We start from the raw sequence: 25,746 nt of genomic DNA, 5'->3' as shown, positions 1-25,746 counted from the left end.
GAATGACTATCCCGTATCTGGTCACGGAGTGCCTGATCAGGATCAATGGTCATGCCGGCAGCAGCGAGCAGCGCATCTCGCTGGTGCCTGCGATCCCCTCGGGGCGGCCAGCACCGCCGCGTGCACGACCGGCAGAATTGCCTGCCAGGAATGGCGGGCAATAAAAAACCCGCCGTGGCGGGTTCTTCGTTCAACGCGGTCGCGTCACTTCTTGCCCAGTTTCTTGAGTTCTTCGTCACGCAGCTCGCGGCGCAGGATCTTGCCGACGTTGGTGGTGGGCAGCACGTCGCGGAACTCCACGGCCTTGGGCACCTTGTAGCCGGTCAGGTTGGCGCGCATGTGCTCCATCACCTGTTCCTTGGTCAGGCTCTCGCCCGGCTTGACCACCACGAACACCTTGATCGCCTCGCCGGACTTCTCGTCCGGCACGCCGATGGCCGCGCACTGCAGCACGCCAGGCAGGGTCGCCAGGACGTCTTCCAGCTCGTTCGGATAGACGTTGAAGCCGGACACCAGAATCATGTCCTTCTTGCGGTCGACGATACGCAGGTAGCCGTCTTCCTGGATCAGGCCGATGTCACCGGTCTTCAGCCAGCCGTCGGCATCGAGGATCTCGTCGGTCGCTTCCTGGCGCTGCCAGTAGCCCTTCATCACCTGCGGCCCTTTCACGCACAGCTCGCCGATCTCGCCGATGGCCAGGTCCTGGCCTTCGTCGTTGATGGTCTTGCACAGGGTCGAAGGCAGCGGAATGCCGATGGTGCCCAGCTGGATGGCGCTGAACGGGTTGACCGTGGCCACCGGGCTGGTCTCGGTCATGCCGAAGCCTTCGCAGATGGCGCAACCGGTGACTTCCTTCCAGCGCTCGGCGGTAGCCAGTTGCAGGGCCATGCCGCCGGAGAAGGTCGCCTTCAGGCTGGAGAAGTCCAGCTTGCGGAAGTCTTCGTTGTTGCACAGGGCAACGAACAGGGTGTTGAGGCCGACGAACCCGGTGAAGCGGTACTTGGCCAGGTCCTTGACCACCGACGGCAGGTCGCGCGGGTTGGTCAGCAGGACGTTGTGGCCACCGATCAGCATCATCGCCATGCAATGGAAGGTAAAGGCGTAGATGTGGTACAGCGGCAGCGGCGCGATCAGCACCTCGCAACCCTCATCGAGGTTGGCGCCCATCAGCTCCTTGACCTGCAGCATGTTGGCGACCAGGTTGCGGTGCGTGAGCATCGCGCCCTTGGCCACGCCGGTGGTACCGCCGGTGTACTGCAGCACGGCGATATCGCCGTTGCTCGGCTTGGCTTCGTTGAAGCTCTGGCCACGGCCCTTGGCCAGGGCGTCATTGAGCTTGATGGCGTGCGGCAGGTTGTAGGCCGGCACCATCTTCTTCACGTGCTTGATCACGAAGTTGACCAGCAGACGCTTGAACGTCGGCAGCATGTCGCCCACTTCGGTGACCAGGACGGTCTTCACCCCGGTCTTCGGCACCACCTGTTCGGCCAGGTGCGCCATGTTGGCCAGGCAGATCAGCGCCTTGGCGCCGGAGTCGTTGAACTGATGTTCCATTTCCCGCGCGGTGTACAGCGGGTTGGTGTTGACCACCACCAGGCCGGCACGCATGGCGCCAAAAACCACGACGGGGTACTGCAGCACGTTGGGCAGCTGCACGGCGATGCGATCGCCCGGCTTGAGGTCGGTGTGCTGCTGCAGATAAGCCGCGAAATCACCGGAGAGCTGGTAGATCTCGCCGTAGGTGAGCGTCTTGCCCAGGTTGCTGAAAGCAGGCTTGTCGGCGAAGCGTTGGCAGGACTCTTTCAATACCGCGAGGATGTTCGGGTACTGGTCGGGATTGATTTCGGCAGCGACCCCAACGGGATACTTGTCCTTCCAGAAGTTTTCGGTCATGGAAGCCCACTCCTAAGCAACAGCTGATCTTCACCGCGCGCAGGCGGTTGTTTATTGTGTGTTTAGCTCGCTTTCCCGCTGGCCAGGGGCCCGGAAGCGCGCCGAGAGTAGCAGCTTTACCGGAGGCTCACCAGCACCAAGCATGGCCTGCGGAGTCAGAAAAATGACCAGAAAACACCATCCAGTCACAACCCAACTTTCGCTATGAGAATCGAACAAAGGCCTCTAGCTCGGCTTTTGCAGCGCGCAGAGCCTAACCTGAACAGGCGTCAGGCACAGTGCTGGGTTCGACGAAACGAGGCTTGCCACCCTGCTGGTGGTTACCAAATCACAACAAATGCTCCGCCGTGCTGGCGGACAGAGGCGGGAAAACCTCTCCCCCGGGCCGGGGGAGAGGTTTCGGCTCAGGCGATGTCGCGCAGCTCGCGACGCAGGATCTTGCCCACCGGCGTCATCGGCAGGGCGTCCTTGAACACGATGTGCTTGGGCACCTTGTAGCCGGTGAAGTTTTCCTTGCAGTAGGCCTTGAGCTCTTCCACGGTCACCCCGCCATCGCGCGGCACCACGAACAGCTTGACCACTTCCCCGGACTTCTCGTCCGGCACGCCGATGGCCGCGCAGCTGGCGACCTTCGGGTGCGCCATGACCACGTCCTCGATCTCGTTGGGATACACGTTGAAGCCGGAGACGATGATCATGTCCTTCTTGCGGTCGACGATGCGCACGAAGCCATCCGGGTCGATCACCGCGATATCGCCGGTCTTGAACCAGCCGTCGGCATCCAGCACCTCGGCCGTGGCCTCCTCGCGCTGCCAGTAGCCCTTCATCACCTGCGGCCCCTGGATGCACAGCTCGCCACGATCGCCCAGGGGCTGCTCGTTGCCCTCGTCGTCGATCACCTTGAACGCGGTACCCGGCACCGGAATGCCAACGGTGCCCAGGCGCGCCTTGTCGCCATAGGGGTTGGTACTGGCGACCGGCGAGGTCTCGGTCAGGCCGTAGCCCTCCACCACGGTGCAACCGGTCATCTGCTGCCAGCGCTCGGCGGTGGCCTTGACCAGCGCGGTACCGCCGGAGTTGGTGACCTTGAGGTGGGAGAAATCGAGGCTCTTGAACTCGGGATGATCCATCAGCGCGACGAACAGGGTATTCAGGCCCAACAGGGCGGAGAACTTCCATTTGCCCAGTTCCTTGACGAAACCGGGGATGTCGCGCGGGTTGGTGATCAGCACGTTATGGTTGCCGTTGACCATCATGCACATGCAGTTCGCGGTGAAGGCATAGATGTGGTACAGCGGCAGCGGCGCGATCATGATCTCCTGGCCCTGCTTCATCAGTGGCGTGCCGTCCGGGCCGAGTTGCGACAGGCAGGCATCGACCTGCAGCATGTTCGCCACCAGGTTGCCGTGCGTGAGCATCGCGCCCTTGGCTACGCCGGTGGTGCCACCGGTGTACTGCAGCACGGCGACATCCTCGTGGCTGGCGGTGACCGGCGCCAGCGCCTGGCCATGCCCCTGCCGGAGCACCTGCTTGAAGGCGATGGCCTGCGGCAGGTGGTAGTCGGGCACCATCTTCTTGACCTTCTTCACCACGGTGTTGACCAGCCAGCCCTTGAGGCTCGGCAGCAGGTCACCCATCCGCGCTTCGATCAGGTACTCGATCTCGGTGTCCGGCAGCACTTCCTGGACCAGCTTGCCGAACATGTTCAGGTACACCAGCGCACGCACGCCGGCATCCTTGAACTGGTGGCGCATCTCGCGCGCGGTGTACAGCGGATTGGTGTTGACCACGATGAGGCCGGCGCGCATGGCACCGAACACGGCGATCGGGTACTGCAGCACGTTGGGCATCTGCACGGCGATGCGGTCGCCCGGCTTGAGGTCGGTGTGCTTCTGCAGGTAGGCGGCGAAGGCAGCGGAGAGACGGTCCAGCTCGGCGTAGGTCAGCGTGACACCGAGGTTGCTGAAGGCAGGGCGGTCAGCGAAACGCTTGCAGGAGCGCTCGAAGACTTCGATCACCGACTTGTAGCTGGACAGGTCGATATCGTTGGGCACGCCAGGGGCGCGTTTGTCGTTCCAGAAATCAGGTTGCATTGTTCTTGTCCTCTTCCCCTGAAGTGATCTGACTGGCCGGAAAGTAGCAGCTTAGAGCTGAACCGCAAATAGCTCGAAGGCGTCATTGATGGGCTGAATTTCGCAATAAATGTAGCGATTCGTAACCGATCTTTGGCATTCGCGAATAAACCGCAACGCTTTGCCTGATGACGAGCAAGGTGCACAATGCCGCCAACCTTCGGCACAAGGATTCGCCATGCGCCACGACGCCTTCACCCTCAACGCCAGCGACGGCCTGCCGCTGCACGTCAACCACTGGTACGGCGATGAGCCACCCCGTGCGATGGTCATGCTTGCCCATGGCATGGCCGAGCACAGCCTGCGCTACGAACGGCTGGCCGAAGCCCTGGTGGCGGCGGGCTTCGCCCTCTACGCCCTGGACCAGCGCGGCCATGGCCGCACGGCCGAACGCGGCACCCTGGGGCATTACGCCGACGAGGACGGCTGGAGCAAGGTCGTCGGCGACCTCTCCACCCTCAATCACCACATTCGCCAGCAGCATCCGCACACGCCGATCTTCCTCTTCGGCCACAGCATGGGCAGCTACATCGGCATCGCCTACCTCATGGGCCATAGCTGCAGCCTGCAGGGCGCCGTGCTTTCCGGTTCCAACTACCAGCCCGTGGCGCTGTACAAGGCGGCACGCCTGATCGCCGGTTTCGAACGCTGGCGCCTGGGCGCGAAAGGCCGCAGCAAGGTCATCGATTTTCTCTCCTTCGGCTCGTTCAACAAGGCGTTCAAGCCCAACCGCACCGCCTTCGACTGGCTCAGCCGTGACCCGGCGGAAGTGGACAAATACGTGACCGATCCGCTGTGCGGGTTCGTCTGCACCACGCAGTTGTGGTGCGACCTGCTCGACGGCCTGCAGCACATCACGCCCCCCGCCAACCTGGCGCAGATCGATGCCGACCTGCCGCTGCTGGTCATCGGCGGCTCGCGTGATCCGGTCAGCGACGGCAAGCGCCTGGGTGACCTGGCTGGCGCCCTGCGTGAGGCCGGCGTGCGCGACGTGCAACTGAAACTTTATCCCGAGGCCCGCCACGAGCTGCTCAACGAGAGCAACCGCGACGAGGTCACCGCCCATCTGATCGACTGGCTGCAACAGGCATTGAGCCACGGTCGCAAGCCCACTCAGGAGTGTTCATGACCCAGGTAACCAACATCCCCTACGAGGCGCTCGAAATCGGCCAGCAGGCCAGCTTCGAAAAGCAGGTGGAAGAACGTGACGTGCAGCTGTTCGCCGCCGTGTCCGGCGACAACAATCCGGTACACCTGGACGCCGCCTTCGCTGCCGAGACGATGTTCAAGGAGCGCATCGCCCACGGCATGTTCACCGGCGCGCTGATCAGCGCCGCCATCGCCTGCAACCTGCCAGGCCCGGGCACCATCTACCTCGGCCAGCAGCTGAAGTTCACCCGTCCGGTGAAACTCGGCGACACCCTGACCGTGAAACTGGAAGTGCTGGAGAAACTGCCGAAGAACCGCGTGCGCATCGCCACCCGCGTGTTCAACCAGGACGGCAAGCAAGTGGTCGACGGCGAAGCCGAAGTGCTCGCCCCGAGCGCCGAGCAGACCGTGACCATGCCGCCGATGCCGCAGGTGACCGTCGCCTGATCCGCTGCACACTGGTGCGCGGCAGCAGCGCCGCGCACCACTTTTGTTCTACACTCACAAGCCTTGAGCGATCTGACACTCCAGAAGTGCAATTCCTTGTGCACTTTGCACAAACCCCTTTGACTACCTTGCCAAACGGCCATGCCCGCTGACTCTGGCACGTCCCCTGCTATCGCCAAGGCCTACCCCCTACCGGAGCCAGGTCCATGAGTAACGCCACCCCCGATAGCGACTACCCTCTGAGCGAGGTCCCCAGCGGCGCCCGCAAGGGGCTGTTCTCCACCGCCATTCTGCTGTTCGGTTTCACCTTCTTCACCGCCACCATGTTCGCCGGCGGCAAGATCGGTATGGCCTTCGATTTCACCACCCTGCTCTGGGCCGCGGTGATCGGCAACCTGCTGCTGGGCCTGTACGCGGCCGCGCTGGGTTTCATCGCCTGCCGCAGCGGCTTGAACTCGGTGCTGATGGGGCGTTTCTGCTTCGGCGAAGTGGGCAGCAAGCTGTCCGACATGCTTCTGGGTTTCACCCAGATCGGCTGGTACGCCTGGGGCACGGCGACCGTCGCCATCGTCCTGGTGAAGATCCTCGGCCTGCCGGAGGGCCTGACCATCCCGCTGATGGTGTTGTTCGGCTTCGGTTTCTGCCTCACCGCCTTCGTCGGCTACAAGGGCCTGGACCTGCTCTCGCGCGTCGCCGTGCCGGCCATGCTGGTACTGCTGGTGGCGTCGCTGTGGATCGCCACTCGTGACATCGGCGGCCTCGCCGGGCTGCTGGCCGTGGAGCCGTCCGAGAGCATGAGTCTGAGCGTGGCCATCACCCTGGTGTTCGGCACCTTCGTCAGCGGCGCCACCCAGGCGACCAACTGGACCCGTTTCGCCCGGAGCGGCCGCGTCGCGGTGCTGGCCAGCCTGCTCGGCTTCTTCATCGGCAATGGCCTGATGATCGTCGCCGGTGCCTACGGTGCCATCGTCTACCAGCAACCGGACGTGGTCGAGGTGCTGGTGCTGCAGGGTCTGTCCATGGCCGCCGTGATCATGCTGTTCCTCAACCTGTGGACCACCCAGGACAACACCATCTACAACTTCGCCGCCGCCGGCTGCAACCTGCTGCGCACCGGCAAGCGCAAGACCGTGACCCTGGCCGGTGCCGGCATCGGCACGCTGCTGGCCATCGGCGGCATGTACGAACTGCTGATCCCCTTCCTGATCCTGCTCGGCTCGATCATCCCGCCGATTGGCGGCGTGATCATGGCCGACTACTTCTACGCTCACCGCGCACGCTACCCGAAACTGGCCGACGCCCGCCTGCCGGCCTTCAACTGGGTCGGCCTCGGCGCCTACCTGATCGGTGCGCTGAGCGCCTACTTCTCGCCCTGGGTCGCGCCACTGGTCGGCATCGCGGTGGCGGCGCTGGCCTATGTCGCACTGTTCGAGCTGAACAAGGCACTGGCGGGCCGTCAGCAGGTCGCCGGCGCGTGAGCCTGACCGTCGCCGACGTACTCGCCCTGCCGGATCTGGCCAGCATGCGCCTGCGTGCCGGCCAGGCCGGACGCGACAATGCCGTGCGCTGGCCCTACGTGGCCGAGAACGAGGGCATTGCCGACTGGGTGATGGGCGGTGAACTGATCTTCGTCACCGGCATCAACCATCCGCGCGACGAAGCCAACCTGCTGCGCCTGGTGCGCGAGGGCCACGAGCGCATCGTCGCCGGCATGGTCATCCTCACCGGCGCCGAATACATCCAGGCGATCCCGCCCAGCGTGATCGCAGAGGCCGAGCGCCTGGGCCTGCCGCTGATCGAGCAGCCCTATGCCCTGAAGATGGTGGTGGTCACCCAGGCCATCGGCACCGCGCTGGTCCATGCGCAACAACTGGGCCGCTCGCGCCAGCACGTGCTGGAGCAGGTGCTCGATGGCGACTACCAGTCGCTGGAGCTGCTCCTGCAGCGCGGCGACAGCCTCGGCCTGGCGCTGCACGTGCCGCGTCAGGTGGCGCTGCTGCGCCTCGACGGCAGCGAGCAGCTGTTCGGCGACCTGGCCGGCGAAGACGCCGAGCGCCAGCTGCAGAGCCGCCAGCAACTGCTGCAACGGCGCCTGGAGCAGAGCCTGGGCGAGCGTGGCGAGGCGCTGCCACTGGTCAGCCAGGGCCGGCACTGGATCGCCCTGCTGCCCTGCCCCACGTCGCAGGATGAAGCGCGCAACCGCCAGGTGATGACCGCACTGCTCGACGAGCTGCGCCCGCAACTCGGCCCGCTGCGGCTGTTTCTCGGCCTCGGCAGCGCCGGCTGCGACGCCCCGCATTTCGCCCAGGGCCTGGGTGAGGCGCGCCAGGCACTGGCCGTGGCGCAGCGTTTCCCGGAGCGCCTGGGGCTGTGCAGTTTCAACGAGCTGGGCGTGCTGGAGCTGCTGGGCGCGATCCGCGATCGCAGCCTGCTCGACCGCTTCGTCGAGCGCGTGCTCGGCCCGCTGATCGGCGACGACTCGCGCCACCAGCCGGTACTGATGCCGACGCTGGAGGCCTGGTTCGCCGAGAACGGCAACCTGGCCCTGGCCGCACAGCGCCTGAACGTTCACCGCAATACCCTGAGCTACCGTCTACAGCGCATCGAAGCGCTGACCGGCTGCTCCTTCGACACCCCGCACGACCGCCTGAACATCAGCGTCGCGCTGCTGATCCGGCGCCTGTCGTCGCCTGCCTGAGAGGAACCCAGCATGATCATCCACAACGCCCGCCTGCGTGGCCGCGACGGCCTGTACCGCATCACCCTGAACGGCGCCGAGATCGCCGCCATCGACATCCAGACCGCCAGCGCCCCCCCGGCGGCGGGCGACCTCGACGCGGCCGGCAACCTGGTGGTGCCGCCATTCGTCGAACCGCACATCCACCTCGACGCCACGCTGACCGCCGGCGAGCCGGCCTGGAACATGAGCGGCACGCTGTTCGAAGGCATCGAGCGCTGGGCCGAGCGCAAGGCGCTGGTGACCCATGAAGACACCAAGACCCGCGCCAAGAAGACCATCGACATGCTGGTCGACCACGGCATCCAGCACGTACGCACCCACGTCGACGTCACCGACCCGACCCTGGCGGCGCTCAAGGCCATGCTCGAAGTGCGCGAGGAAACCCGCCACCTGATCGACCTGCAGATCGTCGCCTTCCCCCAGGAAGGCATCGAGTCCTACGCGAACGGTCGCGCCCTGATGGAGCAGGCCATCGAACTGGGCGCCGATGTGGTCGGCGGCATCCCGCACTTCGAGAACACCCGCGACCAGGGCGTGTCGTCGATCAAGTTCCTCATGGAGCTGGCCGAACGCACGGGCTGCCTGGTGGACGTGCACTGCGACGAAACCGACGACCCGCAGTCGCGCTTTCTCGAGGTGCTGGCCGAGGAAGCCCGCGTGCGTGGCATGGGCGCGCGCGTCACCGCCAGCCACACCACGGCCATGGGTTCCTACGACAATGCCTACTGCTCCAAGCTGTTTCGCCTGCTGAAGATGAGCGGCATCAGCTTCGTCTCCTGCCCCACCGAGAGCATCCACCTGCAGGGCCGCTTCGACACCTACCCGAAGCGCCGCGGCCTGACCCGCGTGGCCGAGATCGACCGCGCCGGGATGAACGTCTGCTTCGGCCAGGACTCCATCGTCGACCCCTGGTACCCGCTGGGCAACGGCAACATCCTGCGCATCCTCGAGGCCGGCCTGCACATCTGCCACATGCTCGGCTACGACGACCTCAAGCGCAGCCTGGACCTGATCACCGACAACTCGGCGCGCGCGCTGAACCTGGGCGAACGCTACGGCCTGGAAGTCGGCCGCCCGGCCAACCTGCTGATTCTCTCGGCACCGGACGACTACGAGATGGTGCGCAGCCAGGGCCACGCCCTGGTGTCAGTGCGCCACGGCAAGGTGCTGATGCGGCGTACCCCGGCCAGCATCGAACGCAGTTGATCACGTTCCTTGGCACGTAGGGTGGATGACGCTCTATTCATCCACCAGCGCATCACCCCGTAGCCGGCCGTCGAGCGAAGCGATCCCCAGGCGACAACGACCACGCCCAGGTGGTGGACAAGCTTCGCGTTGTCCACCCTACGCACCTCGCCGTAGGGTGGATGACGCTTTATCCATCCACCAGTGCATCACCCCGTAGCCGGCCGTCGAACGAAGCGATCCCCAGGCGACAACGACCACGCCCAGACGGTGGACAAGCTTCGCGTTGTCCACCCTACGACCCAGGCATGCAACAGTGGCACCGTGGGAGGGGCTTCAGCCGCGAGCCCCCATGAGAGCTCGCGGCTGAAGCCGCTCCTACAATTGCGAGAGCACCCTACTCCACCCGCACGCTGGCGGTCATGCCGGCACTCAGGGCGATGTCTTCGGGCAGGCTGGTCAGCTTGATGCGCACCGGAATGCGCTGCGCCAGGCGCACCCAGTTGAAGGTCGGCTCGACATCCGCCAGCAGCTGCCCATCCGGGCTGGCGTTGCGGTCGGTGATGCCACGGCTAATGCTCTCCACCTCGCCGCGAATCTCGTCCGTGCCGCCCATCAGCCAGACCTCCACTGGCGCGCCGACCTGGATGCGCGGCAGCTTGGTTTCCTCGAAATAGGCCTGCACATAGAACGACTGGGTGTCGACCAGGGCCATCACCGCCTGCCCGGCCTTGACGTAGTTGCCCTGCGCCAGGACCAGGTTGGTCACCTGGCCATCGCGCGGTGCACGCACTTCGCTGCGCGCCAGGTTCAGCTCGGCGATACGCAGGTCGGCCTGCGCCTCGCGGTACTCGCCACGCGCCATCTCGGCGCTGATCTTGGCGTTGTCCAGCAGTTCGGCGCTGATCGCCTTGGCGCCCAGACGCGAGCGGCGCAACGCCTCGTGCTCACGCAGGCTGAGCTGCTGGCGGCGGATGTCCACCACGGCCTGGGCCTTCTCCACCGCAGCCTGGTAACGATCGCGGTCGATGGTCATCAGCAGGTCGCCGGCCTTGACCTGCTGGTTGTCGCGCACCTTGAGCTCGAGCACCCAGCCGGACACGTCCGGGGCGATGGTCACCACATCCGCGCGCACCCGGGCGTCACGCGTCCAGGGCGAATACATGTAGTGTTGCCAGATCCAAGAGCCGGCGAAGATCGCCGCCGCCACTATGGCCAGGGTGATACCGACACGAATGGTCGAATGCATGCTTCTCTCCTCAATGCGCCAGGACGGCCATCACGGCCGCCAGGACGCAGACATATAGGGCACAGTCGAACAGGGCCTCGTGCCAGATCCAGCGCGTCAGCCCGATGCGCTGCAAGCCGAGGCGCAACGCGCCGGTCAGCAGCAGCGCCAATACCGCGTAGATCGCCATGGGGCTCAGCAACACGCCGCCCAGCGACCACTCATGCAAGCCCATGGGCTTCTCCTCTCAGGTGACACCACTGGCGCCAGCCGTTCTGCAATTGCGACAGGGCGGCGTCGGCCAGGCGCCGTTCGATGCTCGGCGCCAGGGCAGCCAGCGCCTGGCGCAGCTCGGTCGCGGGCGCATCCAGCGCATCCCGACGGCCCGGCGTCGGCCCCCGCTCCAGCACCTCGTCCAGCTGCTGCAGGAAACGCTGTTGCGCCTGCGTCAGGTCGGCGTCGACATGCGCCAGGCAGGCGCGCAGGTGCAGCAGCTCGTCACCCAGATCGAGCCCGGCGACACCATCGTCCCAGCGGCTGCGCGCACGGTCCGGTCGTGCCGGGTAGTGCCGCGCCAGCTGCAACAGGCGATCGGCCATGCGCCCGCCGAACCAGTTCTCCGCGCGCCCCAGGTCACGCCGGGTCAGGCGGCCGAGGTCGAGCAGGACGGCCTGCATCAGGCGCCGGCCATGCCACACCGGGTCACGCAGGCCGATCAGCTTGAAGGCCAGCACCGCACAGCCGACGCCCAGCAGCATGCCGGGGGCCTCATTGAGGAAGTAGGCCACGTCATAGCCGACACCGGCCGGCGGCAGGCAGAGCACGATCAGGTGCAGGCAGAACGAGGTCGAGGTCGCCGCCAGCGCTGGCTTGGCCATGCCCAGCACGCCGAAGAACAGTGGCACGCCGAGCACCAGGGCGAGCATGGGGAAACCGTCGATCTGCGGCATCAGGATCTGCCCGACGAAGAACGCCACCGGCAGCGCATAGAAAATGCCGCGCAGGAACATCATGCCGATTGCCGGGGCCGCCTCCAGCCGGGCGAACAGGCTGCAGACCACCGCGCCGAGCAGCATCGCACCGATCGCGTGGGTCCAGCCGGTGGCCATCCAGAATGCGGCCAGCGCCAGAAAGGTCAGGCCGCTGCGCGCGCCATAGACCAGCGCCGTCTGCCAGTCGTAGTGCCAGGACAGCGCTCGCGGCGCATCCTCCGGTGCCTGGCCCTGCTCCACCGCCTGCAGCGCGCGACGAGCCTCAGCGACGCGCAGCAGGAGAACGGCCAGGCGCTCCAGGCACAGCTGCTGGGCAGCGCTCAGGGTCTCGTCCAGCGCCGCCTCGCGCAGGCGAGCGAGCAGTTCGGAGAGTTCCCCGGGCTGTGCCTGCAACTGCGTCTGCACCTCCTGCAGCCAGGGCGCGACCCGCTGCGCCTCGTCGGCACCGAGCTGTCGCCATTGCCGTGCCACGCCACGGGCCAGGCGCAGCATACCGAGCAGGTCGCGACTGAGTACGCGCAGGGCGATGGCCCGCTGGCGCCCCCGCTCGCCCTCGAACCAGGCATGTTCGCGCTGGGCGTCCACGGCGACGATACGCGCCAGCACTTCCAGCAGGCCCTGGCGCGAATCGCCCTCCTCCCCGGCCAGGGCCTGGCACACGGCCTTGACGCCGGCCAGCCAGGTGTCGCGCGCCTGCTGCACCAGTTGCCGCTCGACCCGCTGCGGCCAGAGCAGGGCGCTGCTCAGCGTGGCGCAGACCAGCCCCAGGCAGATCTCGGTGGAGCGGGCGATGGCTTCGTCGAAGATCACATGGGGCTTGCCGATGGCCGGCAGGCCGATGATCGCCACCGTGTAGCCGGCCAGGACGAAGGAATAGGCCCATGCGCTGCGCAGCATGGTCGAAACGGCGGTACAGAGCGCCAGCCACAGGGCGAAGGCGAGCAGGAACAGCCAGGGCGTCTGGGCGAACAGGGCCATCATCACCACGGCCATGAAGGTGCCCACCATGGTGCCGAGCAACCGCGCCAGGCCCTTCTGCACCACCATGCCGGACAGCGGCTGGGCGACGATGAAGGCCGTCATCAGCGCCCATTGCGGCTGTTCGAGGCCGAGCCGCAGCGCGAGCCATAGCGCCAGCCCACCGCCAAGCAGGGTCTTGACGGCGAACTGAACAGCCTGGGCACTGGGCGCCAGGAAAGCCTGCAGGGAATCTCGCATGGACAGGGATTCGGAACGTGACGATTTGAAGATAGACGACGGCTCGAGCGAGCAGCCAAACAAAGCCAATTATTAGCTAGCTATCTAATTTCGTCCAGCCCCCTGCCCAACTTTCCCTGCCAGGAGACCGTCAACCGGAACGACAGGCAAAAAAATGGGCGACCGAAGTCGCCCGAATTGCCTTGCGTGCCCAGTTGACCGGAAGGATCAGCTCTGCTTGCGCTTGTGAGCATCCTTCCAGATGAAGTAACCAACACCCCCGAAGAACGCGACCATCAGAAGAACGGTGCCGACTCCGGCGAGAACCACTGTATCGACGAACATGGCTGCCTCCTGTTGTGCCTGTCTGTCTGGGATGGCTTCACGTTATCAGCGCCAGCCCCGGCACCATTGATCTGGATCAATGCTCGCCACCCCCTCGCCCGACGGTTGCCCGGGAAACTGATCCAGGTCAACGAAACCACCCCGACGCAGCGCGCCAGTGCCCCTTGCAGAGGGTCGGTGCCCCGCTCGCCGCATCGCGGCTGGCGCTTGCACAAAAATTAATTGAGTGTTTAATTAATAATTTTCCAGGACTTTCCAGCCATGCCCCGCCCACGCACTCCAGGTCGTCCCAGCGGTGAAGCGCAGCAGCGTGAACGCCTGCTCGACGCCGCCTGCCAACGCTTCGCCCAGCAGGGCATCCAGGCCAGCAGCCTGCGCGGTATCGCCGAGGCCGCGCAGGTGACGCCGGCACTCATCCACTACTACTTCGGCAACAAGCCCAAGCTGACCCAAGCGGTGATCGACGAGCGCCTGATGCCCGAGTTCGAGCGCCTCGCCGGATGCCTGGAGCAAGCCGGCGATACCCCGCTGGAACAGGTCCGCACGCTGGTCACCGAACTGGCGACCATCGTGGCGAAACATCCCTGGCTCCCGCAGCTGTGGGCGCGGGAAGTGCTCACCGAAGGGGGCGCCCTGCGCAGCCTGCTGACCCAGCGCATCGCTCCCTTGCTGCCGCTGCGCCTGGCCCAGCGCTTCGCTGCGGCGCAGCAACGCGGCGAGCTGCACGACGCCATCGACCCTCGCCTGCTGGTGGTCTCGCTGATCGGCGCCACCATGCTGCCCTACGCCGCCGCTCCGCTCTGGCGCGGCATCTTCGCCAGCGCCGAGATCGCCGACCAGAGGATGGTCGAGCACACCCTGGCGCTGTTCGCCCATGGACTGGAGGTGCCCGATGGCCATTGATCGACGACTGCTCTGCCTGCTGCTCATGCTGCCACTGGCCGCCTGCAACGAACCGGCGCAGCAACCGCTGCTGGGCACCCTGGAGTGGGACCGCATCGGCCTGCCTGCCGAGGTCTCGGAGCGCGTGCTGGAGTGGAAGGTCAGCGAAGGCGAGCAGGTCGTGTCCGGCCAGTTACTGCTGGAGCTCGACCCGCGCCGGCTGGACGCCCGCGTCCGTCAGGCCGAGGCCGAGCTGAACCAGGCCAACGCCCGCCTGGAAGAACTGAGCAACGGCGCACGCATCGAACAGATCCAGGCCGCCAGCGCCAGCCTCCAGCAGGCCAGGGCCGAACGCGACGAAGCCGTGCGCGACGAACGCCGCATCAGCGCCCTGTATGCCCGTGGCCAGGTGGCCGTGGCCGAGCGTGACCGCGCCCGCGCCACCCGCGACCGCCTGGTGGCCGCCAGCGAGGCCAGCGCCGCCCGCCTGCGCGAACTGACCAACGGCACCCGCCCGGAGCAGGTCGAACAGGCCAACGCCGCCGTCGAAGCCGCCACCGCGCAGCTGGAACGGCTGCGCCTGGATCGCGAACACCTGAGCCTGCACGCGCCGCGCGCCGGTCGCGTCGACGCCCTGCCGTTCCACCCCGGCGATCAGCCACCGATGAACGCGGAACTGGTCAGCCTGCTGGTTGGCGAGGCGCCCTATGCGCGCCTGTTCATTCCCGCCTCGGTACGCCCGACGCTGGCCGTCGGCGCTACCCTGCGGGTCCGGGTCGAAGGTCATGAACGACCGCTGCAGGCACGCATCCGCAGCATCGCCAGCGAAGCCAGCTTCACCCCCTACTACGCCCTCAACGGCGATGACGCCAGCCGCCTGACCTACCGCGCCGAAGCCGTGCTGCTGGGTGACGAGGCCCGCGATCTGCCAGCCGGCCTGCCGCTGCAGGCGGAGCGTAGCGACGATGAGTGAGACGGTGATCCGCGCCAGCGGCCTGAGCAAGCGCTTCGGCGATCTGACTGCCGTCGACGGCCTCGACCTGCGCGTCGAACGCGCCGAGGTATTCGGCTTCCTCGGTCCCAACGGCTGCGGCAAGTCGACCACCATCCGCATGCTCTGCGGTCTGCTGCTGCCCAGCGCGGGAGAGATCGAGGTGCTGGGCTACCGGATTCCGCAGGATGCCGAAGCGCTAAAGCGACGCATCGGCTACATGACGCAGAAATTCTCGCTGTACGAGGACCTGACGGTGGCCGAGAACCTCGATTTTCTCGCCAGCATCCAGGGCCTGGGACGGGCGCGGGCACGCAGGCGGGTCGCGGAGCTGCTCGAGCGCTACTGGCTGGGCGACCTGCGTGATCGCCTGTCCGGCACCCTCAGCGGCGGCCAGAAACAGCGCCTGGCCCTGGCCGGCGCCGTACTGCACGAGCCCGACCTGCTGCTGCTCGACGAACCGACCAGCGCCGTCGACCCGCAGTCACGCCGGGAATTCTGGGACTCGCTGTTCGAGCTGGCCGAAGCCGGTACGACCCTGCTGGTCTCGACCCATTACATGGACGAGGCCGAACGCTGCACGCGCCTGGGCATACTCGACAGCGGGCGACTGGTCGCCGACGGCAGCCCCGCCGAGCTGATGGCGCGCCTGCCCGGACAACCGCTGCTGGTGGAATGCGCCCAGCCGCGCCAGGCGCAACGGGCGCTGCAAGGCCTGCCGGCGATCTACGCCAGCGCGCAGATCGGCGCCTCGCTGCGTCTGCTCAGCGCCACCGACGATGCCCGCGAGCAGGTCGAACGGCGTCTGGCCGAGGCTGGCGTGCAGGCAGGGGTCCGCGCGACCGAAGCGAATCTGGAGGATGTCTTCGTCGCCGTGACGCGCCGCCCCGACATCCAGGGAGCGAAGCCATGAACCTGCGTCGACTGGCTGCCATCGTGCTCAAGGAACTGCGTCAACTGCGCCGCGACCGCCTGACCTTCGCCATGATCGTCGGCATCCCCGTCATGCAGCTGGTGCTGTTCGGCTATGCCATCAATCTCGACGTGCGCGGCCTGCCCAGCGCCGTGCTCGATCAGGCCAATACGGCCCATTCGCGCGAAGTGGTGGCCGAGATCGGCGCGAGCCAGGTGCTCGACCTGCGCTACCGGCTGTCGAGCGAGCAGCAACTGCAGACGCTGCTGCGGCGGGGCGAGATCAGCGCCGCGCTGGTTATCCCCGCCGATTTCGAGACGCGCCTGGCCCGCCCCAACCCCGAGCGCACGCCCCTGCAACTGGTGGTCGACGGCTCCGATCAGGTAGTCCAGGCCTCGGCGCGGCAACTGGCGAGCTACCCGCTTCCCGGTTGGCAGGCCACGCCGTCGATGACAGTGGTGAACTTCTACAACCCCGAACGCCTGGCGCCCCTGAACACCGTACCCGGCCTGATCGGCGTGATCCTGACCATGACCATGGTGCTGTTCACCGCCATCGCCCTGGTGCGCGAGCGCGAACGCGGCAACATGGAGATGCTCATCACCACGCCGGTCTCGCCCTGGGAGCTGACGCTGGGCAAGGTGCTGCCGTTCGTCGGCATCGGCCTGGTGCAGGTGACGGTCGTCCTGCTGGTCGGCTGGCAACTCTTCGCCGTGCCGGTGCGCGGCTCGCTGCTGGCGCTGTACGCGGCGTCACTGCTGTTCATCTTCGCCAGCCTGACCCTTGGCGTCTTCATCTCGACGCTGGCGCGCAGTCAGTTCCAGGCGATGCAGATGGCCTTCTTCACCTTCCTGCCGCAGATATTGCTGTCCGGCTTCATGTTTCCCTTCGCCGGGATGCCCAAGGCCGCGCAGTGGCTGGCCGAGGTGCTGCCGCTGACGCATTTCCTGCGCCTGGCGCGCGGCATCATGCTGCGCAACGCGACCCTGGCCGAACTCTGGGTGGAGGTGCTGGCACTGAGCGTCTTCACCCTGGCGATGCTGGTGATCGCGGTATCCCGCGTGCGCAAGCGCCTGGACTGAGCAGGCTGGTGGCTCAGCGTTTCTTCGGCTTGCTCTTCGACTTCTTCTTGCCCTTGCCCAGTGGCAGGACCTGCTCGAAGACCTGACGCATGTCGTTGAGGCGCTTGTCGTTGAGGTCGTGGATACGCTTGTCGCGCTCGGCGGCGAAGTCGATCAGTTTTTCGTCATTGCTCATAGCGGAAACCGGATCAGGCGAAAGGTCAGATTCAGGCGCGGCGCGCAGGCTTGGCGCGTCTTCGCCACTTGATGTTGCCAATGATGCTGGGTCGGCCCGCGCATGACCAGTAGCGAGCCATGCTCCAGGGTCAGCGAATGCTCGATGCGCGTGGCGCCCACGCGGCGCAGGTCGAAGCGCCGGCTGCCGCCCAGGTTGAGCGAGGCGATCAGCGGCTCGCGCCCCAGTTCGGGCTCGGCGTCGCTGTGCCAGCCCATGGAGTCCTGGCCGTCGCGGTAGTAGTTGAGCAGCACGGCGTTGAGCGCCTGCCCCACGTCGGCCATGAGCCGCTGGCGGATGTCGTCGAGCAGCGCCGTCCATGGCAGCGGCTCGTGCACCTTCCCGGAATAGCGATAACGTGCCTCGGGCTCGCCATACCAGGCGGTCAGGCGCGGCGTGCGGTGGTAACGCCCATGGATGAACAGCTCCGGCTGCTGCCAGGGCGTCTGCTCGACCAGCGCCTGCAGCCAGCGCTCGGCCAGCGCCGCGTCCACCCAGCCAGGCAGGTAGTCCAGCTCGGCATCGGCGATGGCGGGTAACGGGTCGGCGAACAGCATGAAGATCTACACGGCAAGAATTGAAAGGAGTGTCTCAGACTTCCACATCCACCCACAGCCCCTGCCGTGGCAGATCACCCAGCGCCTCCTGCATCTCCTCCGGCTCGGCCTCGGCCAGTTGCTCCGGGGTGTAGCCTCGCCGCTGGCGGCGGCGCTGCTCTTCGCGCAGCAGTTCCTCGGCTTCCTGCGGGTGCCGCTTGTCCAGGCTCAGCGCACTCTCCTTGGCGCTCTCCTCGGCCGGGGTCACCGGTGGAATCTCGGGCTTGGGCTTGATCACGTCCTGCGAGGCAGTGACCGGCACCAGGCTGTGGGGGATCGGTGGCAGCATGCAACAGCACCTCCTTTGTAAGGCTGTCGGCCCCGTCATCCGCGACTTTAGCAGGCAGTTGAAAAGCTACCAGCGCTGCCATTGCTGCGTTAAAAACAGGCTCGTGCGCGAGTCCGATCAAAATGCTCATTTACAGCGGGTAAACTCCGCTTCTCGCCTGTTCTTGCCTTGCGCTGGCTGCCTCGCCTGAGTTTTTCGACGGCCTGTTAGCCGGTGCTCACTACACTTTCGACTGACGGGCACTGCGATAGTGCCACGAGCGCTTTGGCCGTGGCGCGGCATCCGTTACCATAGCCGGCTTTTTCACGCGGGAGACAGACAGGCATGGCGCAATATCAACCGGGGCAACGCTGGATCAGTGACAGCGAAGCGGAACTGGGTCTGGGAACCATCCTTACCGAGGAAGGCCGCCTGCTCACCGTGCTCTACCCGGCCACCGGCGAAACCCGCCAGTACGCCACGCGCAATGCCCCGCTGACCCGCGTGCGCTTCGCACCGGGTGACGAGATCACCCATTTCGAGGGCTGGAAGCTGACCGTGCAGGAGGTCGAGGACATCGACGGCCTGCTGGTCTATCACGGCCTCAACGCCCAGCATCAGCCGGTCACCATGCCGGAAACCCAGCTGTCGAACTTCATCCAGTTCCGCCTGGCCAGCGACCGCCTGTTCGCCGGCCAGATCGATCCGCTGTCCTGGTTCGCCCTGCGCTACCACAGCCTGGAACACAACAGCCGCCTACTGCAGTCGTCCCTCTGGGGGCTCGGTGGCGCCCGCGCCCAGCCGATCGCGCACCAGCTGCACATCGCCCGCGAAGTGGCCGACCGTATCGCCCCGCGCGTGCTGCTGGCCGACGAAGTGGGCCTGGGCAAGACCATCGAGGCCGGCCTGGTGATTCATCGCCAGCTGCTCTCCGGGCGTGCAGGGCGCGTGCTGATCCTGGTGCCGGAAAACCTGCAGCACCAGTGGCTGGTGGAGATGCGCCGCCGCTTCAACCTCGACGTGGCCCTGTTCGACGCCGAGCGCTTCATGGAAAGCGATGCCAGCAACCCCTTCGAGGATTGCCAGCTGGCGCTGGTCGCCCTGGAGTGGCTGAAGGACGACGAGAAGGCCCAGGACGCGCTGTTCGCCGCCGGCTGGGACCTGCTGGTGGTCGACGAGGCGCATCACCTGGTCTGGCACCCGGAGCGCGTCAGCCCCGAATACGCCCTGGTCGAGCAGCTGGCCGAGGTCATTCCCGGCGTGCTGCTGCTCACCGCCACCCCGGAACAGCTCGGCCAGGACAGCCACTTCGCCCGCCTGCGCCTGCTCGACCCCAACCGTTTCCATGACCTGGAGGCCTTCCGCGCCGAAAGCAGCCAGTACCGCCCGGTTGCCGAAGCGGTGCAGGAGCTGCTCGATCAGGACAGCCTCAGCGCCCAGGCACGCGATGCCATCGGCGGCTTCCTCGGCGACGAAGGCCGTGAGCTGCTCGATGCCATCGACGGCGGCGACGACGAGGCCCGTGCGCGCCTGGTGCGCGAGCTGCTCGACCGCCACGGCACCGGCCGCCTGCTGTTCCGCAACACCCGCGCCGCGGTACAGGGGTTCCCCGAGCGCGAGCTGCACGCCTACCCGCTGCCGAGCCCGGACGAGTACCTCGAGCTGCCGCTGGGCGAGCATGCCGAGCTGTACCCCGAAGTCAGCTACCAGGCCCAGGACGAGATCGACGACGAGCAGCGCTGGTGGCGCATCGACCCGCGCGTCGAGTGGCTGATCGACAACCTGAAGATGCTCAAGAAATTCAAGGTGCTGGTGATCTGCGCCCACGCCGAGACCGCGCTGGACCTGGAAGACGCCCTGCGCGTGCGCTCCGGCATCCCGGCCACGGTGTTCCACGAGGGCATGAGCATCCTCGAGCGTGACCGCGCCGCCGCCTACTTCGCTGATGAGGAGTTCGGCGCGCAGGTGCTGATCTGTTCCGAGATCGGCTCCGAAGGCCGCAACTTCCAGTTCGCCCATCACCTGGTGCTGTTCGACCTGCCGGCCCACCCGGACCTGCTCGAACAACGCATCGGCCGTCTCGACCGTATCGGCCAGAAGCACCGCATCCAGGTGCACGTGCCGTACCTGGAGAACAGCCCGCAGGAGCGCCTGTTCCAGTGGTATCACCAGGCGCTCAACGCCTTCCTCGCCACCTGCCCGACCGGCAACGCCCTGCAGCATCAGTTCGGCCCGCGCCTGCTGCCGATGCTGGAGAACGCCGACGACGGCGAGTGGCAGCAACTGGTCGACGAGGCCACCGCGGAGCGCATCCGCCTCGAAGGTGAGCTGCACAGCGGCCGTGACCGCCTGCTGGAACTGAACTCCGGCGGCGCCGGCGAAGGCGAGGCGCTGGTAGAGGCGATCCTCGAGCAGGACGACCAGTTCACCCTGCCGATCTACATGGAAGAGCTGTTCAACGCCTTCGGCATCGACAGTGAAGACCACTCCGACAACGCCCTGATCCTGCGCCCCAGCGAGAAGATGCTGGACGCCAGCTTCCCCCTCGGCGACGACGAGGCGGTCACCGTCACCTACGACCGTGACCAGGCGCTGGCCCGCGAGGACATGCAGTTCCTCACCTGGGAGCATCCCATGGTGCAGGGCGGCATGGACCTGGTGCTGTCCGGCTCGATGGGCAACACCGCCGTCGCGCTGATCAAGAACAAGGCGCTGAAGCCCGGCACCGTGCTGCTCGAACTGCTCTACGTCAGTGAAGTGGTCGGCCCGCGCAAGCTGCAGCTCGGACGCTTCCTGCCGCCGGCCGCACTGCGCTGCCTGCTCGATGCCAACGGCAACGACCTGGCGCCGAAGGTCGGCTTCGAGACCCTCAACGACCAGCTGGAAAGCGTGCCACGGGCCAGCTCCAACAAGTTCGTCCAGGCCCAGCGCGACGTGCTGGCCAAGCAGATCAACGATGCCGAGGCCAAGATCATGCCGCGCCATGTCGAGCGCGTGGCGGAAGCCAAGCGGCGCCTGGTCGCCGAGCTGGACGAGGAACTGGCGCGCCTGGTCGCGCTCAGCGCGGTCAACCCCAACGTGCGCGACAGCGAAGTCACCGCCCTGCGCGAGCAGCGCGAACAGAGCCTGGCGATGTTCGACAAGGCTGCCCTGCGCCTGGAAGCGATCCGCGTGCTGGTAGCGGGCTGACACGGCCTCGTCCCGGCGCAGGGTGCGCAATGCGCCCCCTGCGCCAGCACACTGGCCCGGATGCAATCCGGGAACGCTCGCCAACATGAGTCCCCGGATCGCATCCGGGCTACGGACTGACTGGCTCTCGGGTGCACCCTAGGGGCTGCCCAACGCCTCCAGCCGCTTCTGCAGAAACTGCCGGTCCGCCCCCTGCTGCGCCAGCGCCAGGGCCTGGCGATAGGCCGCAATGGCCTGATCAGTGCGCCCCAGCCGCCGCAGCAGGTCGGCCCGTGCGGCATGCAGCAGGTGGTACCCATCCAGCTCGCCGCTGGCCAGCAGGCGCTCGACCTCCATCAAGCCGACCTCCTCGCCCTCGTGCATGGCCAGGGCCACGGCGCGATTGAGGGCGACCACCGGCGACGGATTCAGCCGCAGCAGCTCGTCATACAGGCCAACGATCTGCGCCCAGTCGGTCTCCTCCAGGCTGGCCGCCTCGGCATGTACCGCAGCGATCGCCGCCTGCAGGCTGTAAGGCCCGAAGCGGCGGGAATGCAGGGCCTGCAACACCAGCGCCTCGCCTTCGGCGATCAGCTCGCGGTCCCACAGGCTGCGGTCCTGCGCCTCCAGCAGGATCACCTCGCCATCGGCAGCACTGCGCGCCTGGCGTCGAGACTCGTGCAGCACCATCAGCGCCAGCAGCCCCTGCACCTCTGGCTCGGGCAACAGCTCCAGCAACAGCCGGCCCAGGCGGATGGCCTCATCGGACAGCTGGCTGCGGGTCAGCGAATCGCCGGAACTGGCGAAGTAACCTTCGTTGAAGACCAGGTAGACCACCCGCAGCACCGCCTCCAGGCGCTCGGGCAGCTCGTTGCGCCCCGGCACTTCGTATGGAATCCGCGCATCGCGGATCTTCGCCTTGGCCCGCACGATGCGCTGGGCCAGGGTCGAGGGACTGGAGAGGAATGCGCGGGCGATCTCCTCGGTACTCAGGTCGCAGACCTCACGCAGGGTCAGCGCCACCTGCGCGTCGCTGGCCAGCGCCGGGTGGCAGCAGGTGAAGATCAGCCGCAGGCGATCGTCTTCCAGCAGTTCGACCTCCTGCGCATCGTCCTCGCCCGGCACGTCGACCCGCTCGTCCAGGGGCTGGAAGCGGCGTTGCCGCCGCAGGCTGTCGATGGCGCGAAAGCGTCCGGCGGACACCAGCCAGGCCCGCGGATTGTCGGGCACGCCCTCGCGCGGCCATTGCTCCACCGCACTGCGGAACGCCTCGTGCAGGGCCTCTTCGGCCAGGTCGAAGTCACCCAGCAGACGGATCAGCGTCGCCAGCACACGGCGCGACTCGTCGCGGTACAGACGTTCGATCAGCTCGGTGATGGGGGGCGATATCGACATGCGCGTCTCCAGGGCAGGTGCATACGTTGCCCAATCCTGCCTGCGGCGTCGAGCCTCGGCACGATCCGCCCCTCCATTTGGCACCCGCTGCATTGGCAGCCAGGGTCGCGCTGGGCATAGTCGCGCCATCGAAGATCACCAAGGGAGTCCTGTTATGCGTTGGTTGCTGCTCGGTCTGGCGGGTGCTGCGGTATTTCTCTATGGCCGTGTCAGCGGCGACGCGCAGCTCAGCCTGCTGAGCAAGGGCATCCCGGTCATCGCCCTGCTGTTCTGGCTGCGCCAGGCGCCTCCTGGCACCTACCGCCGCTGGATCGGCATCGGCCTGGTGTTCTCCCTGGCCGGCGACATCCTCCTCGACTGGCCCGGCGACCTGTTCGTGTTCGGCCTCGGCGCCTTCCTGCTGGGCCATCTCGCCTACGTGCGCGCCTACTGCTCCGACAGCCGCCAACCGGCCCTGGCCGCACTGCTGCTGGCGCTGATTGCCGGCGGGGCGATGTTCGCCGTGCTGGCCAGCAGCGGCCTCGGCGAGCTGCTGATCCCGGTTGCCTGCTATGCCACGGTGATTTCCCTGATGCTCTGGCGCGCCCTGGCGCGGATCGGCCACCGCGCCATTGCCGCGCGCTCCGCCGGCCTGGCCGCCGCCGGCGCCGCGTTGTTCGTGATTTCCGACAGCCTGATCGGCATCGACCGCTTCGTCATGAGCTTCGACGCCGCGCCCTACGCCATCATCCTCACCTACTGGCTGGGCCAGTGGGGCATCACCGCCTCGGCGTTCGCCCGCAGCAAGGCCTGACAGCAAGCCCGACGCGCCGTCAGGAAAGCCCTGACGGCTGGGCCGCACTTGGCTAAAATGCCGGCCTTTTCCGCTACCCGTCGCAATCGCCGTGAGCCAAGAATCCGACCGTCTGTTCGCCCAGCCCCTGGCCGATGTGCCCGACTTCGTCTTCAACGAGGACGTCGTGCGGGTCTTTCCCGACATGATCAAACGCTCGGTGCCGGGCTACCCGGCCATCGTCGAGAACATCGGCGTGCTCGCCGGCCAGTTCGCCCAGGCGCATACCACGCTGTACGATCTCGGCGCATCGCTCGGCGCGGTGACCCAGGCGCTGCGCCGGCACGTGCGCAGCGACGGTTGCCGGGTGATCGCCGTGGACAACTCGCCGGCCATGGTTTCGCGTTGCAGCGAATACCTGCACGCCCAGGACGCCATGTTCCAGGAGCTGCTGCCGGTTGCAGTGATCGAGGCCGATATCCTCGCCCTCCCCCTGCAACCCACTTCGCTGGTCACGCTCAACTTCACCCTGCAGTTCATCCCGCCGGAGCGCCGCCTGGAGCTGCTCACGCGCATCCGCCAGGCGCTGCTGCCGGGCGGCGCGCTGATCCTCTCGGAGAAGCTGCGCTTCGAGGACGAAGCCCAGCACGAACTGCTCACCGAACTGCACGTTGCCTTCAAGCGCGCCAACGGCTACAGCGAGCTGGAGATCGCGCAGAAGCGCAGCGCCATCGAGAACGTGATGAAACCCGACAGCCTCGAGCAGCATCGCGAACGCCTGCTGGCGGCAGGATTCAGCAAGGTGGTGCCCTGGTTCCAGTGCCTGAACTTCGCCTCCCTGGTGGCCCTGCCATGATGCGCGATCTGGATCTCGACGCACTGCAGGCACAACTGGCCGGCACGCCGCTGCAGGACTGGGCCTGCTCACTGCCCGGCCAGCTCGATGCCAAGCTGGCCATCGGTCATGGCGACCTGGCGCGCTGGTACGGCGCGGTGCAGGCGCTGCCCGCGCTGACGCCGAGCGACATCGAACTCGGCCAGCGCTTCGCGTTCGACGGCCCTTGCGACGAGGCGAACCGCGCCCAGTTGCAGGGCGCCCTGCAAGGCCTGATTCCCTGGCGCAAGGGGCCTTTCGAACTGTTCGGCGTGCACGTCGACACCGAATGGCGCTCGGACTGGAAATGGCAGCGCGTCGCGCCGCATCTGGACCTCGCCGGCAAGCGCATCCTCGACGTGGGTTGCGGCAACGGCTACTACATGTGGCGCATGCTCGGCGCCGGCGCGGACAGCGTGGTGGGCATCGACCCCAACTGGCTGTTCCTCTGCCAGTTCCTGGCGATGAAGCGCTACCTGCCGGACCAGCCGGTGTGGCACCTGCCGCTGGCCTTCGAGGAGCTGCCAGCCAGGTTGCAGGGCTTCGATACGGTGTTCTCCATGGGCGTGCTCTACCACCGCCGCTCGCCCATCGATCACCTGCTCGACCTCAAGGATGCATTGCTCAAGGGCGGCGAACTGGTGCTGGAAACCCTGGTGGTGGAAGGCGACGTCGAGCAGGTGCTGGTGCCCGAGGACCGCTACGCGCAGATGCGCAATGTGTGGTTCCTGCCGTCGGTGCCGGCACTGGAGCGCTGGCTGCGCCGTGCCGGCTTCGAGGACGTGCGCTGCGTCGATGTCAGCACCACCTCGGTGGAGGAGCAACGCGCCACCGAGTGGATGCGCTTCCAGTCGCTGCCGGAGTTTCTCGATCCGGCTGACCACAGCCGTACCGTCGAAGGCCTGCCGGCACCGACCCGCGCCGTGCTGATCGCGCGCAAGCCCTAACCTTCAGCCTGGCCGGTTGCACCCGCCCTGCGGGCGCAGCCAACGTGCCCGCCGCTGTGCGATCGAGCGCAGCGGTTCAGCCGCCCCCTGCTCGACCACGCCACGGGCGCCGCCCAGACGGATGCGCCCCTCGATGTCCTGGGCCAGCAGGCGGCGCATGCGGCGGCGCCAGAACCAGGCGCCGATCCAGTCGACGATGGCATTCTGCAGGTCCAGTGGCCACATGGCCGGCATGTAGAACTCGGGCATGGCTGGGCGCGGCTTGTCGTGATGGTTCGAACTTTTCATGGCGTTTCCTCCTTCTGCGCTGCCGGGTCGTACCGGGCTTGCGATCAG

24 protein-coding genes are annotated in these 25,746 nt (G+C 66.7%); 13 read left to right on the top strand and 11 right to left on the bottom strand.

Annotation, left to right across the window (positions count from 1 at the left end; genetic code table 11):
• Positions 1–204: 204 nt before the first annotated feature.
• Both fadD1 and fadD2 read right to left on the bottom strand, forming a co-directional pair.
• On the bottom strand, positions 205–1,893 hold the full coding sequence (gene fadD1 / locus E4487_RS11075) for a long-chain-fatty-acid--CoA ligase FadD1 (RefSeq protein ID WP_037048860.1): 1,689 nt from the start codon (positions 1,891–1,893) through the stop codon (positions 205–207).
• Positions 1,894–2,297: 404 nt separating this feature from the next.
• Positions 2,298–3,986 (bottom strand): long-chain-fatty-acid--CoA ligase FadD2, encoded by a 1,689-nt coding sequence (gene fadD2, locus E4487_RS11070; RefSeq protein ID WP_175253345.1) that lies wholly within the window; start codon positions 3,984–3,986, stop codon positions 2,298–2,300.
• Positions 3,987–4,203: 217 nt separating this feature from the next.
• Between fadD2 and E4487_RS11065 the strand changes: the two genes are divergently transcribed.
• The 5 genes from E4487_RS11065 to codA all read left to right on the top strand — a co-directional run bounded on the left by E4487_RS11065 (position 4,204) and on the right by codA (position 9,567).
• Positions 4,204–5,154: an alpha/beta hydrolase gene (locus E4487_RS11065; protein WP_134676294.1), complete on the top strand. Its 951-nt coding sequence runs from the start codon at positions 4,204–4,206 to the stop codon at positions 5,152–5,154.
• Complete coding sequence (locus E4487_RS11060) at positions 5,151–5,621, top strand: MaoC family dehydratase (RefSeq protein ID WP_037048873.1); 471 nt, start codon at positions 5,151–5,153, stop codon at positions 5,619–5,621. The genes E4487_RS11065 and E4487_RS11060 overlap by 4 nt, the downstream gene beginning before the upstream one ends.
• A 206-nt stretch (positions 5,622–5,827) precedes the next feature.
• Positions 5,828–7,099: a cytosine permease gene (codB, locus tag E4487_RS11055; RefSeq protein ID WP_037048875.1), complete on the top strand. Its 1,272-nt coding sequence runs from the start codon at positions 5,828–5,830 to the stop codon at positions 7,097–7,099.
• Positions 7,096–8,319, top strand: a complete 1,224-nt coding sequence (locus E4487_RS11050; protein ID WP_150608768.1) for a PucR family transcriptional regulator — start codon at positions 7,096–7,098, stop codon at positions 8,317–8,319. The genes codB and E4487_RS11050 overlap by 4 nt, the downstream gene beginning before the upstream one ends.
• A gap of 12 nt (positions 8,320–8,331) precedes the next feature.
• Positions 8,332–9,567 (top strand): cytosine deaminase, encoded by a 1,236-nt coding sequence (codA, locus tag E4487_RS11045; RefSeq protein ID WP_175253344.1) that lies wholly within the window; start codon positions 8,332–8,334, stop codon positions 9,565–9,567.
• 376 nt (positions 9,568–9,943) lie between these two features.
• Here codA and E4487_RS11040 read toward each other — a convergent pair whose 3' ends face one another.
• From E4487_RS11040 to ccoM, 4 genes are all read right to left on the bottom strand, one after another.
• The gene (locus E4487_RS11040) at positions 9,944–10,795 is read right to left on the bottom strand and encodes an HlyD family secretion protein (RefSeq protein WP_175253343.1); all 852 of its coding nucleotides are present in this window, start codon (positions 10,793–10,795) and stop codon (positions 9,944–9,946) included.
• A 10-nt stretch (positions 10,796–10,805) separates the two neighbouring features.
• Positions 10,806–11,009, bottom strand: a complete 204-nt coding sequence (locus E4487_RS11035) for a DUF1656 domain-containing protein (RefSeq protein ID WP_037048889.1) — start codon at positions 11,007–11,009, stop codon at positions 10,806–10,808.
• Positions 10,996–12,984: an FUSC family protein gene (locus E4487_RS11030; RefSeq protein WP_175253342.1), complete on the bottom strand. Its 1,989-nt coding sequence runs from the start codon at positions 12,982–12,984 to the stop codon at positions 10,996–10,998. Before E4487_RS11030 ends, E4487_RS11035 begins: the two co-directional genes overlap by 14 nt.
• Before the next feature lie 207 nt (positions 12,985–13,191).
• The gene (ccoM, locus tag E4487_RS24685) at positions 13,192–13,308 is read right to left on the bottom strand and encodes a cytochrome c oxidase subunit CcoM (RefSeq protein WP_017361612.1); all 117 of its coding nucleotides are present in this window, start codon (positions 13,306–13,308) and stop codon (positions 13,192–13,194) included.
• Between the two features lie 261 nt (positions 13,309–13,569).
• On the opposite strand from ccoM, the gene E4487_RS11025 reads away from it, so the two are divergent.
• Genes E4487_RS11025 through E4487_RS11010 form a run of 4 tightly spaced genes read left to right on the top strand, consistent with a single transcriptional unit; the run spans position 13,570 to position 17,176 of the window.
• On the top strand, positions 13,570–14,211 hold the full coding sequence (locus E4487_RS11025) for a TetR/AcrR family transcriptional regulator (protein ID WP_175253341.1): 642 nt from the start codon (positions 13,570–13,572) through the stop codon (positions 14,209–14,211).
• Complete coding sequence (locus E4487_RS11020; protein WP_175253340.1) at positions 14,201–15,163, top strand: HlyD family secretion protein; 963 nt, start codon at positions 14,201–14,203, stop codon at positions 15,161–15,163. The genes E4487_RS11025 and E4487_RS11020 overlap by 11 nt, the downstream gene beginning before the upstream one ends.
• A complete protein-coding gene (locus E4487_RS11015) occupies positions 15,156–16,094 on the top strand; it encodes an ABC transporter ATP-binding protein (protein WP_218952916.1) in 939 nt (312 codons plus the stop codon). The genes E4487_RS11020 and E4487_RS11015 overlap by 8 nt, the downstream gene beginning before the upstream one ends.
• The gene (locus E4487_RS11010) at positions 16,091–17,176 is read left to right on the top strand and encodes an ABC transporter permease (protein ID WP_047592088.1); all 1,086 of its coding nucleotides are present in this window, start codon (positions 16,091–16,093) and stop codon (positions 17,174–17,176) included. The genes E4487_RS11015 and E4487_RS11010 overlap by 4 nt, the downstream gene beginning before the upstream one ends.
• Positions 17,177–17,189: 13 nt before the next feature.
• Here the strand turns inward: E4487_RS11010 and E4487_RS11005 are convergent, their stop codons facing one another.
• The 3 genes from E4487_RS11005 to E4487_RS10995 are packed head-to-tail and all read right to left on the bottom strand — an operon-like array spanning position 17,190 to position 18,275.
• Complete coding sequence (locus tag E4487_RS11005) at positions 17,190–17,351, bottom strand: hypothetical protein (protein ID WP_167494330.1); 162 nt, start codon at positions 17,349–17,351, stop codon at positions 17,190–17,192.
• Positions 17,348–17,947: an alpha-ketoglutarate-dependent dioxygenase AlkB gene (locus E4487_RS11000; RefSeq protein ID WP_175253339.1), complete on the bottom strand. Its 600-nt coding sequence runs from the start codon at positions 17,945–17,947 to the stop codon at positions 17,348–17,350. Before E4487_RS11000 ends, E4487_RS11005 begins: the two co-directional genes overlap by 4 nt.
• 34 nt (positions 17,948–17,981) lie before the next feature.
• Positions 17,982–18,275, bottom strand: a complete 294-nt coding sequence (locus E4487_RS10995) for a hypothetical protein (protein ID WP_037048908.1) — start codon at positions 18,273–18,275, stop codon at positions 17,982–17,984.
• A 324-nt stretch (positions 18,276–18,599) separates the two neighbouring features.
• Here E4487_RS10995 and rapA point away from each other — a divergent pair, with 324 nt between their 5' ends.
• The gene (rapA, locus tag E4487_RS10990; protein ID WP_037048911.1) at positions 18,600–21,443 is read left to right on the top strand and encodes an RNA polymerase-associated protein RapA; all 2,844 of its coding nucleotides are present in this window, start codon (positions 18,600–18,602) and stop codon (positions 21,441–21,443) included.
• Positions 21,444–21,581: 138 nt separating this feature from the next.
• On the opposite strand, the gene E4487_RS10985 is transcribed toward rapA, so the two are convergent.
• Positions 21,582–22,817 carry an RNA polymerase sigma factor gene (locus tag E4487_RS10985; protein WP_175253338.1) on the bottom strand — a complete coding sequence of 412 codons (1,236 nt, stop codon included), beginning with the start codon at positions 22,815–22,817 and terminating at the stop codon, positions 21,582–21,584.
• Between the two features lie 154 nt (positions 22,818–22,971).
• On the opposite strand from E4487_RS10985, the gene E4487_RS10980 reads away from it, so the two are divergent.
• The 3 genes from E4487_RS10980 (at position 22,972) to cmoB (ending at position 25,410) form a co-directional block, all read left to right on the top strand.
• Complete coding sequence (locus E4487_RS10980) at positions 22,972–23,610, top strand: lysoplasmalogenase (RefSeq protein ID WP_037048916.1); 639 nt, start codon at positions 22,972–22,974, stop codon at positions 23,608–23,610.
• 91 nt (positions 23,611–23,701) lie between these two features.
• Positions 23,702–24,445, top strand: coding sequence for a carboxy-S-adenosyl-L-methionine synthase CmoA (gene cmoA / locus E4487_RS10975; RefSeq protein ID WP_175253337.1), 744 nt, complete (start codon positions 23,702–23,704; stop codon positions 24,443–24,445).
• The gene (cmoB, locus tag E4487_RS10970) at positions 24,442–25,410 is read left to right on the top strand and encodes a tRNA 5-methoxyuridine(34)/uridine 5-oxyacetic acid(34) synthase CmoB (RefSeq protein WP_175253336.1); all 969 of its coding nucleotides are present in this window, start codon (positions 24,442–24,444) and stop codon (positions 25,408–25,410) included. The genes cmoA and cmoB overlap by 4 nt, the downstream gene beginning before the upstream one ends.
• A gap of 3 nt (positions 25,411–25,413) precedes the next feature.
• Here the strand turns inward: cmoB and E4487_RS10965 are convergent, their stop codons facing one another.
• Positions 25,414–25,698 carry a hypothetical protein gene (locus E4487_RS10965; protein ID WP_150608748.1) on the bottom strand — a complete coding sequence of 95 codons (285 nt, stop codon included), beginning with the start codon at positions 25,696–25,698 and terminating at the stop codon, positions 25,414–25,416.
• Positions 25,699–25,746: the final 48 nt, after the last annotated feature.

Origin of the sequence: Pseudomonas sp. BMW13 (assembly GCF_013357275.1) — a bacterium.
In the GTDB taxonomy this organism is placed as follows: Bacteria; Pseudomonadota; Gammaproteobacteria; order Pseudomonadales; family Pseudomonadaceae; genus Aquipseudomonas; species Aquipseudomonas khazarica.
Note: the sequence above shows the minus strand (reverse complement) of the source record. Positions and strands in the feature narration are given on the sequence as shown.

Coding starts and splice junctions, on each gene's coding strand:
- E4487_RS10985 (WP_175253338.1), bottom strand. CDS start 22,817: ATGTCGATATCGCCCCCCATCACCGAGCTGATCGAACGTCTGTACCGC.
- E4487_RS11005 (WP_167494330.1), bottom strand. CDS start 17,351: ATGAGCAATGACGAAAAACTGATCGACTTCGCCGCCGAGCGCGACAAG.
- codA (WP_175253344.1), top strand. CDS start 8,332: ATGATCATCCACAACGCCCGCCTGCGTGGCCGCGACGGCCTGTACCGC.
- E4487_RS11025 (WP_175253341.1), top strand. CDS start 13,570: ATGCCCCGCCCACGCACTCCAGGTCGTCCCAGCGGTGAAGCGCAGCAG.
- rapA (WP_037048911.1), top strand. CDS start 18,600: ATGGCGCAATATCAACCGGGGCAACGCTGGATCAGTGACAGCGAAGCG.
- cmoB (WP_175253336.1), top strand. CDS start 24,442: ATGATGCGCGATCTGGATCTCGACGCACTGCAGGCACAACTGGCCGGC.
- E4487_RS11060 (WP_037048873.1), top strand. CDS start 5,151: ATGACCCAGGTAACCAACATCCCCTACGAGGCGCTCGAAATCGGCCAG.
- E4487_RS10995 (WP_037048908.1), bottom strand. CDS start 18,275: ATGCTGCCACCGATCCCCCACAGCCTGGTGCCGGTCACTGCCTCGCAG.
- fadD1 (WP_037048860.1), bottom strand. CDS start 1,893: ATGACCGAAAACTTCTGGAAGGACAAGTATCCCGTTGGGGTCGCTGCC.
- E4487_RS11000 (WP_175253339.1), bottom strand. CDS start 17,947: ATGCTGTTCGCCGACCCGTTACCCGCCATCGCCGATGCCGAGCTGGAC.
- E4487_RS10980 (WP_037048916.1), top strand. CDS start 22,972: ATGCGTTGGTTGCTGCTCGGTCTGGCGGGTGCTGCGGTATTTCTCTAT.
- E4487_RS11065 (WP_134676294.1), top strand. CDS start 4,204: ATGCGCCACGACGCCTTCACCCTCAACGCCAGCGACGGCCTGCCGCTG.
- E4487_RS11040 (WP_175253343.1), bottom strand. CDS start 10,795: ATGCATTCGACCATTCGTGTCGGTATCACCCTGGCCATAGTGGCGGCG.
- codB (WP_037048875.1), top strand. CDS start 5,828: ATGAGTAACGCCACCCCCGATAGCGACTACCCTCTGAGCGAGGTCCCC.
- ccoM (WP_017361612.1), bottom strand. CDS start 13,308: ATGTTCGTCGATACAGTGGTTCTCGCCGGAGTCGGCACCGTTCTTCTG.
- E4487_RS11020 (WP_175253340.1), top strand. CDS start 14,201: ATGGCCATTGATCGACGACTGCTCTGCCTGCTGCTCATGCTGCCACTG.
- E4487_RS11010 (WP_047592088.1), top strand. CDS start 16,091: ATGAACCTGCGTCGACTGGCTGCCATCGTGCTCAAGGAACTGCGTCAA.
- E4487_RS11035 (WP_037048889.1), bottom strand. CDS start 11,009: ATGGGCTTGCATGAGTGGTCGCTGGGCGGCGTGTTGCTGAGCCCCATG.
- E4487_RS11030 (WP_175253342.1), bottom strand. CDS start 12,984: ATGCGAGATTCCCTGCAGGCTTTCCTGGCGCCCAGTGCCCAGGCTGTT.
- fadD2 (WP_175253345.1), bottom strand. CDS start 3,986: ATGCAACCTGATTTCTGGAACGACAAACGCGCCCCTGGCGTGCCCAAC.
- E4487_RS10965 (WP_150608748.1), bottom strand. CDS start 25,698: ATGAAAAGTTCGAACCATCACGACAAGCCGCGCCCAGCCATGCCCGAG.
- E4487_RS11015 (WP_218952916.1), top strand. CDS start 15,156: ATGAGTGAGACGGTGATCCGCGCCAGCGGCCTGAGCAAGCGCTTCGGC.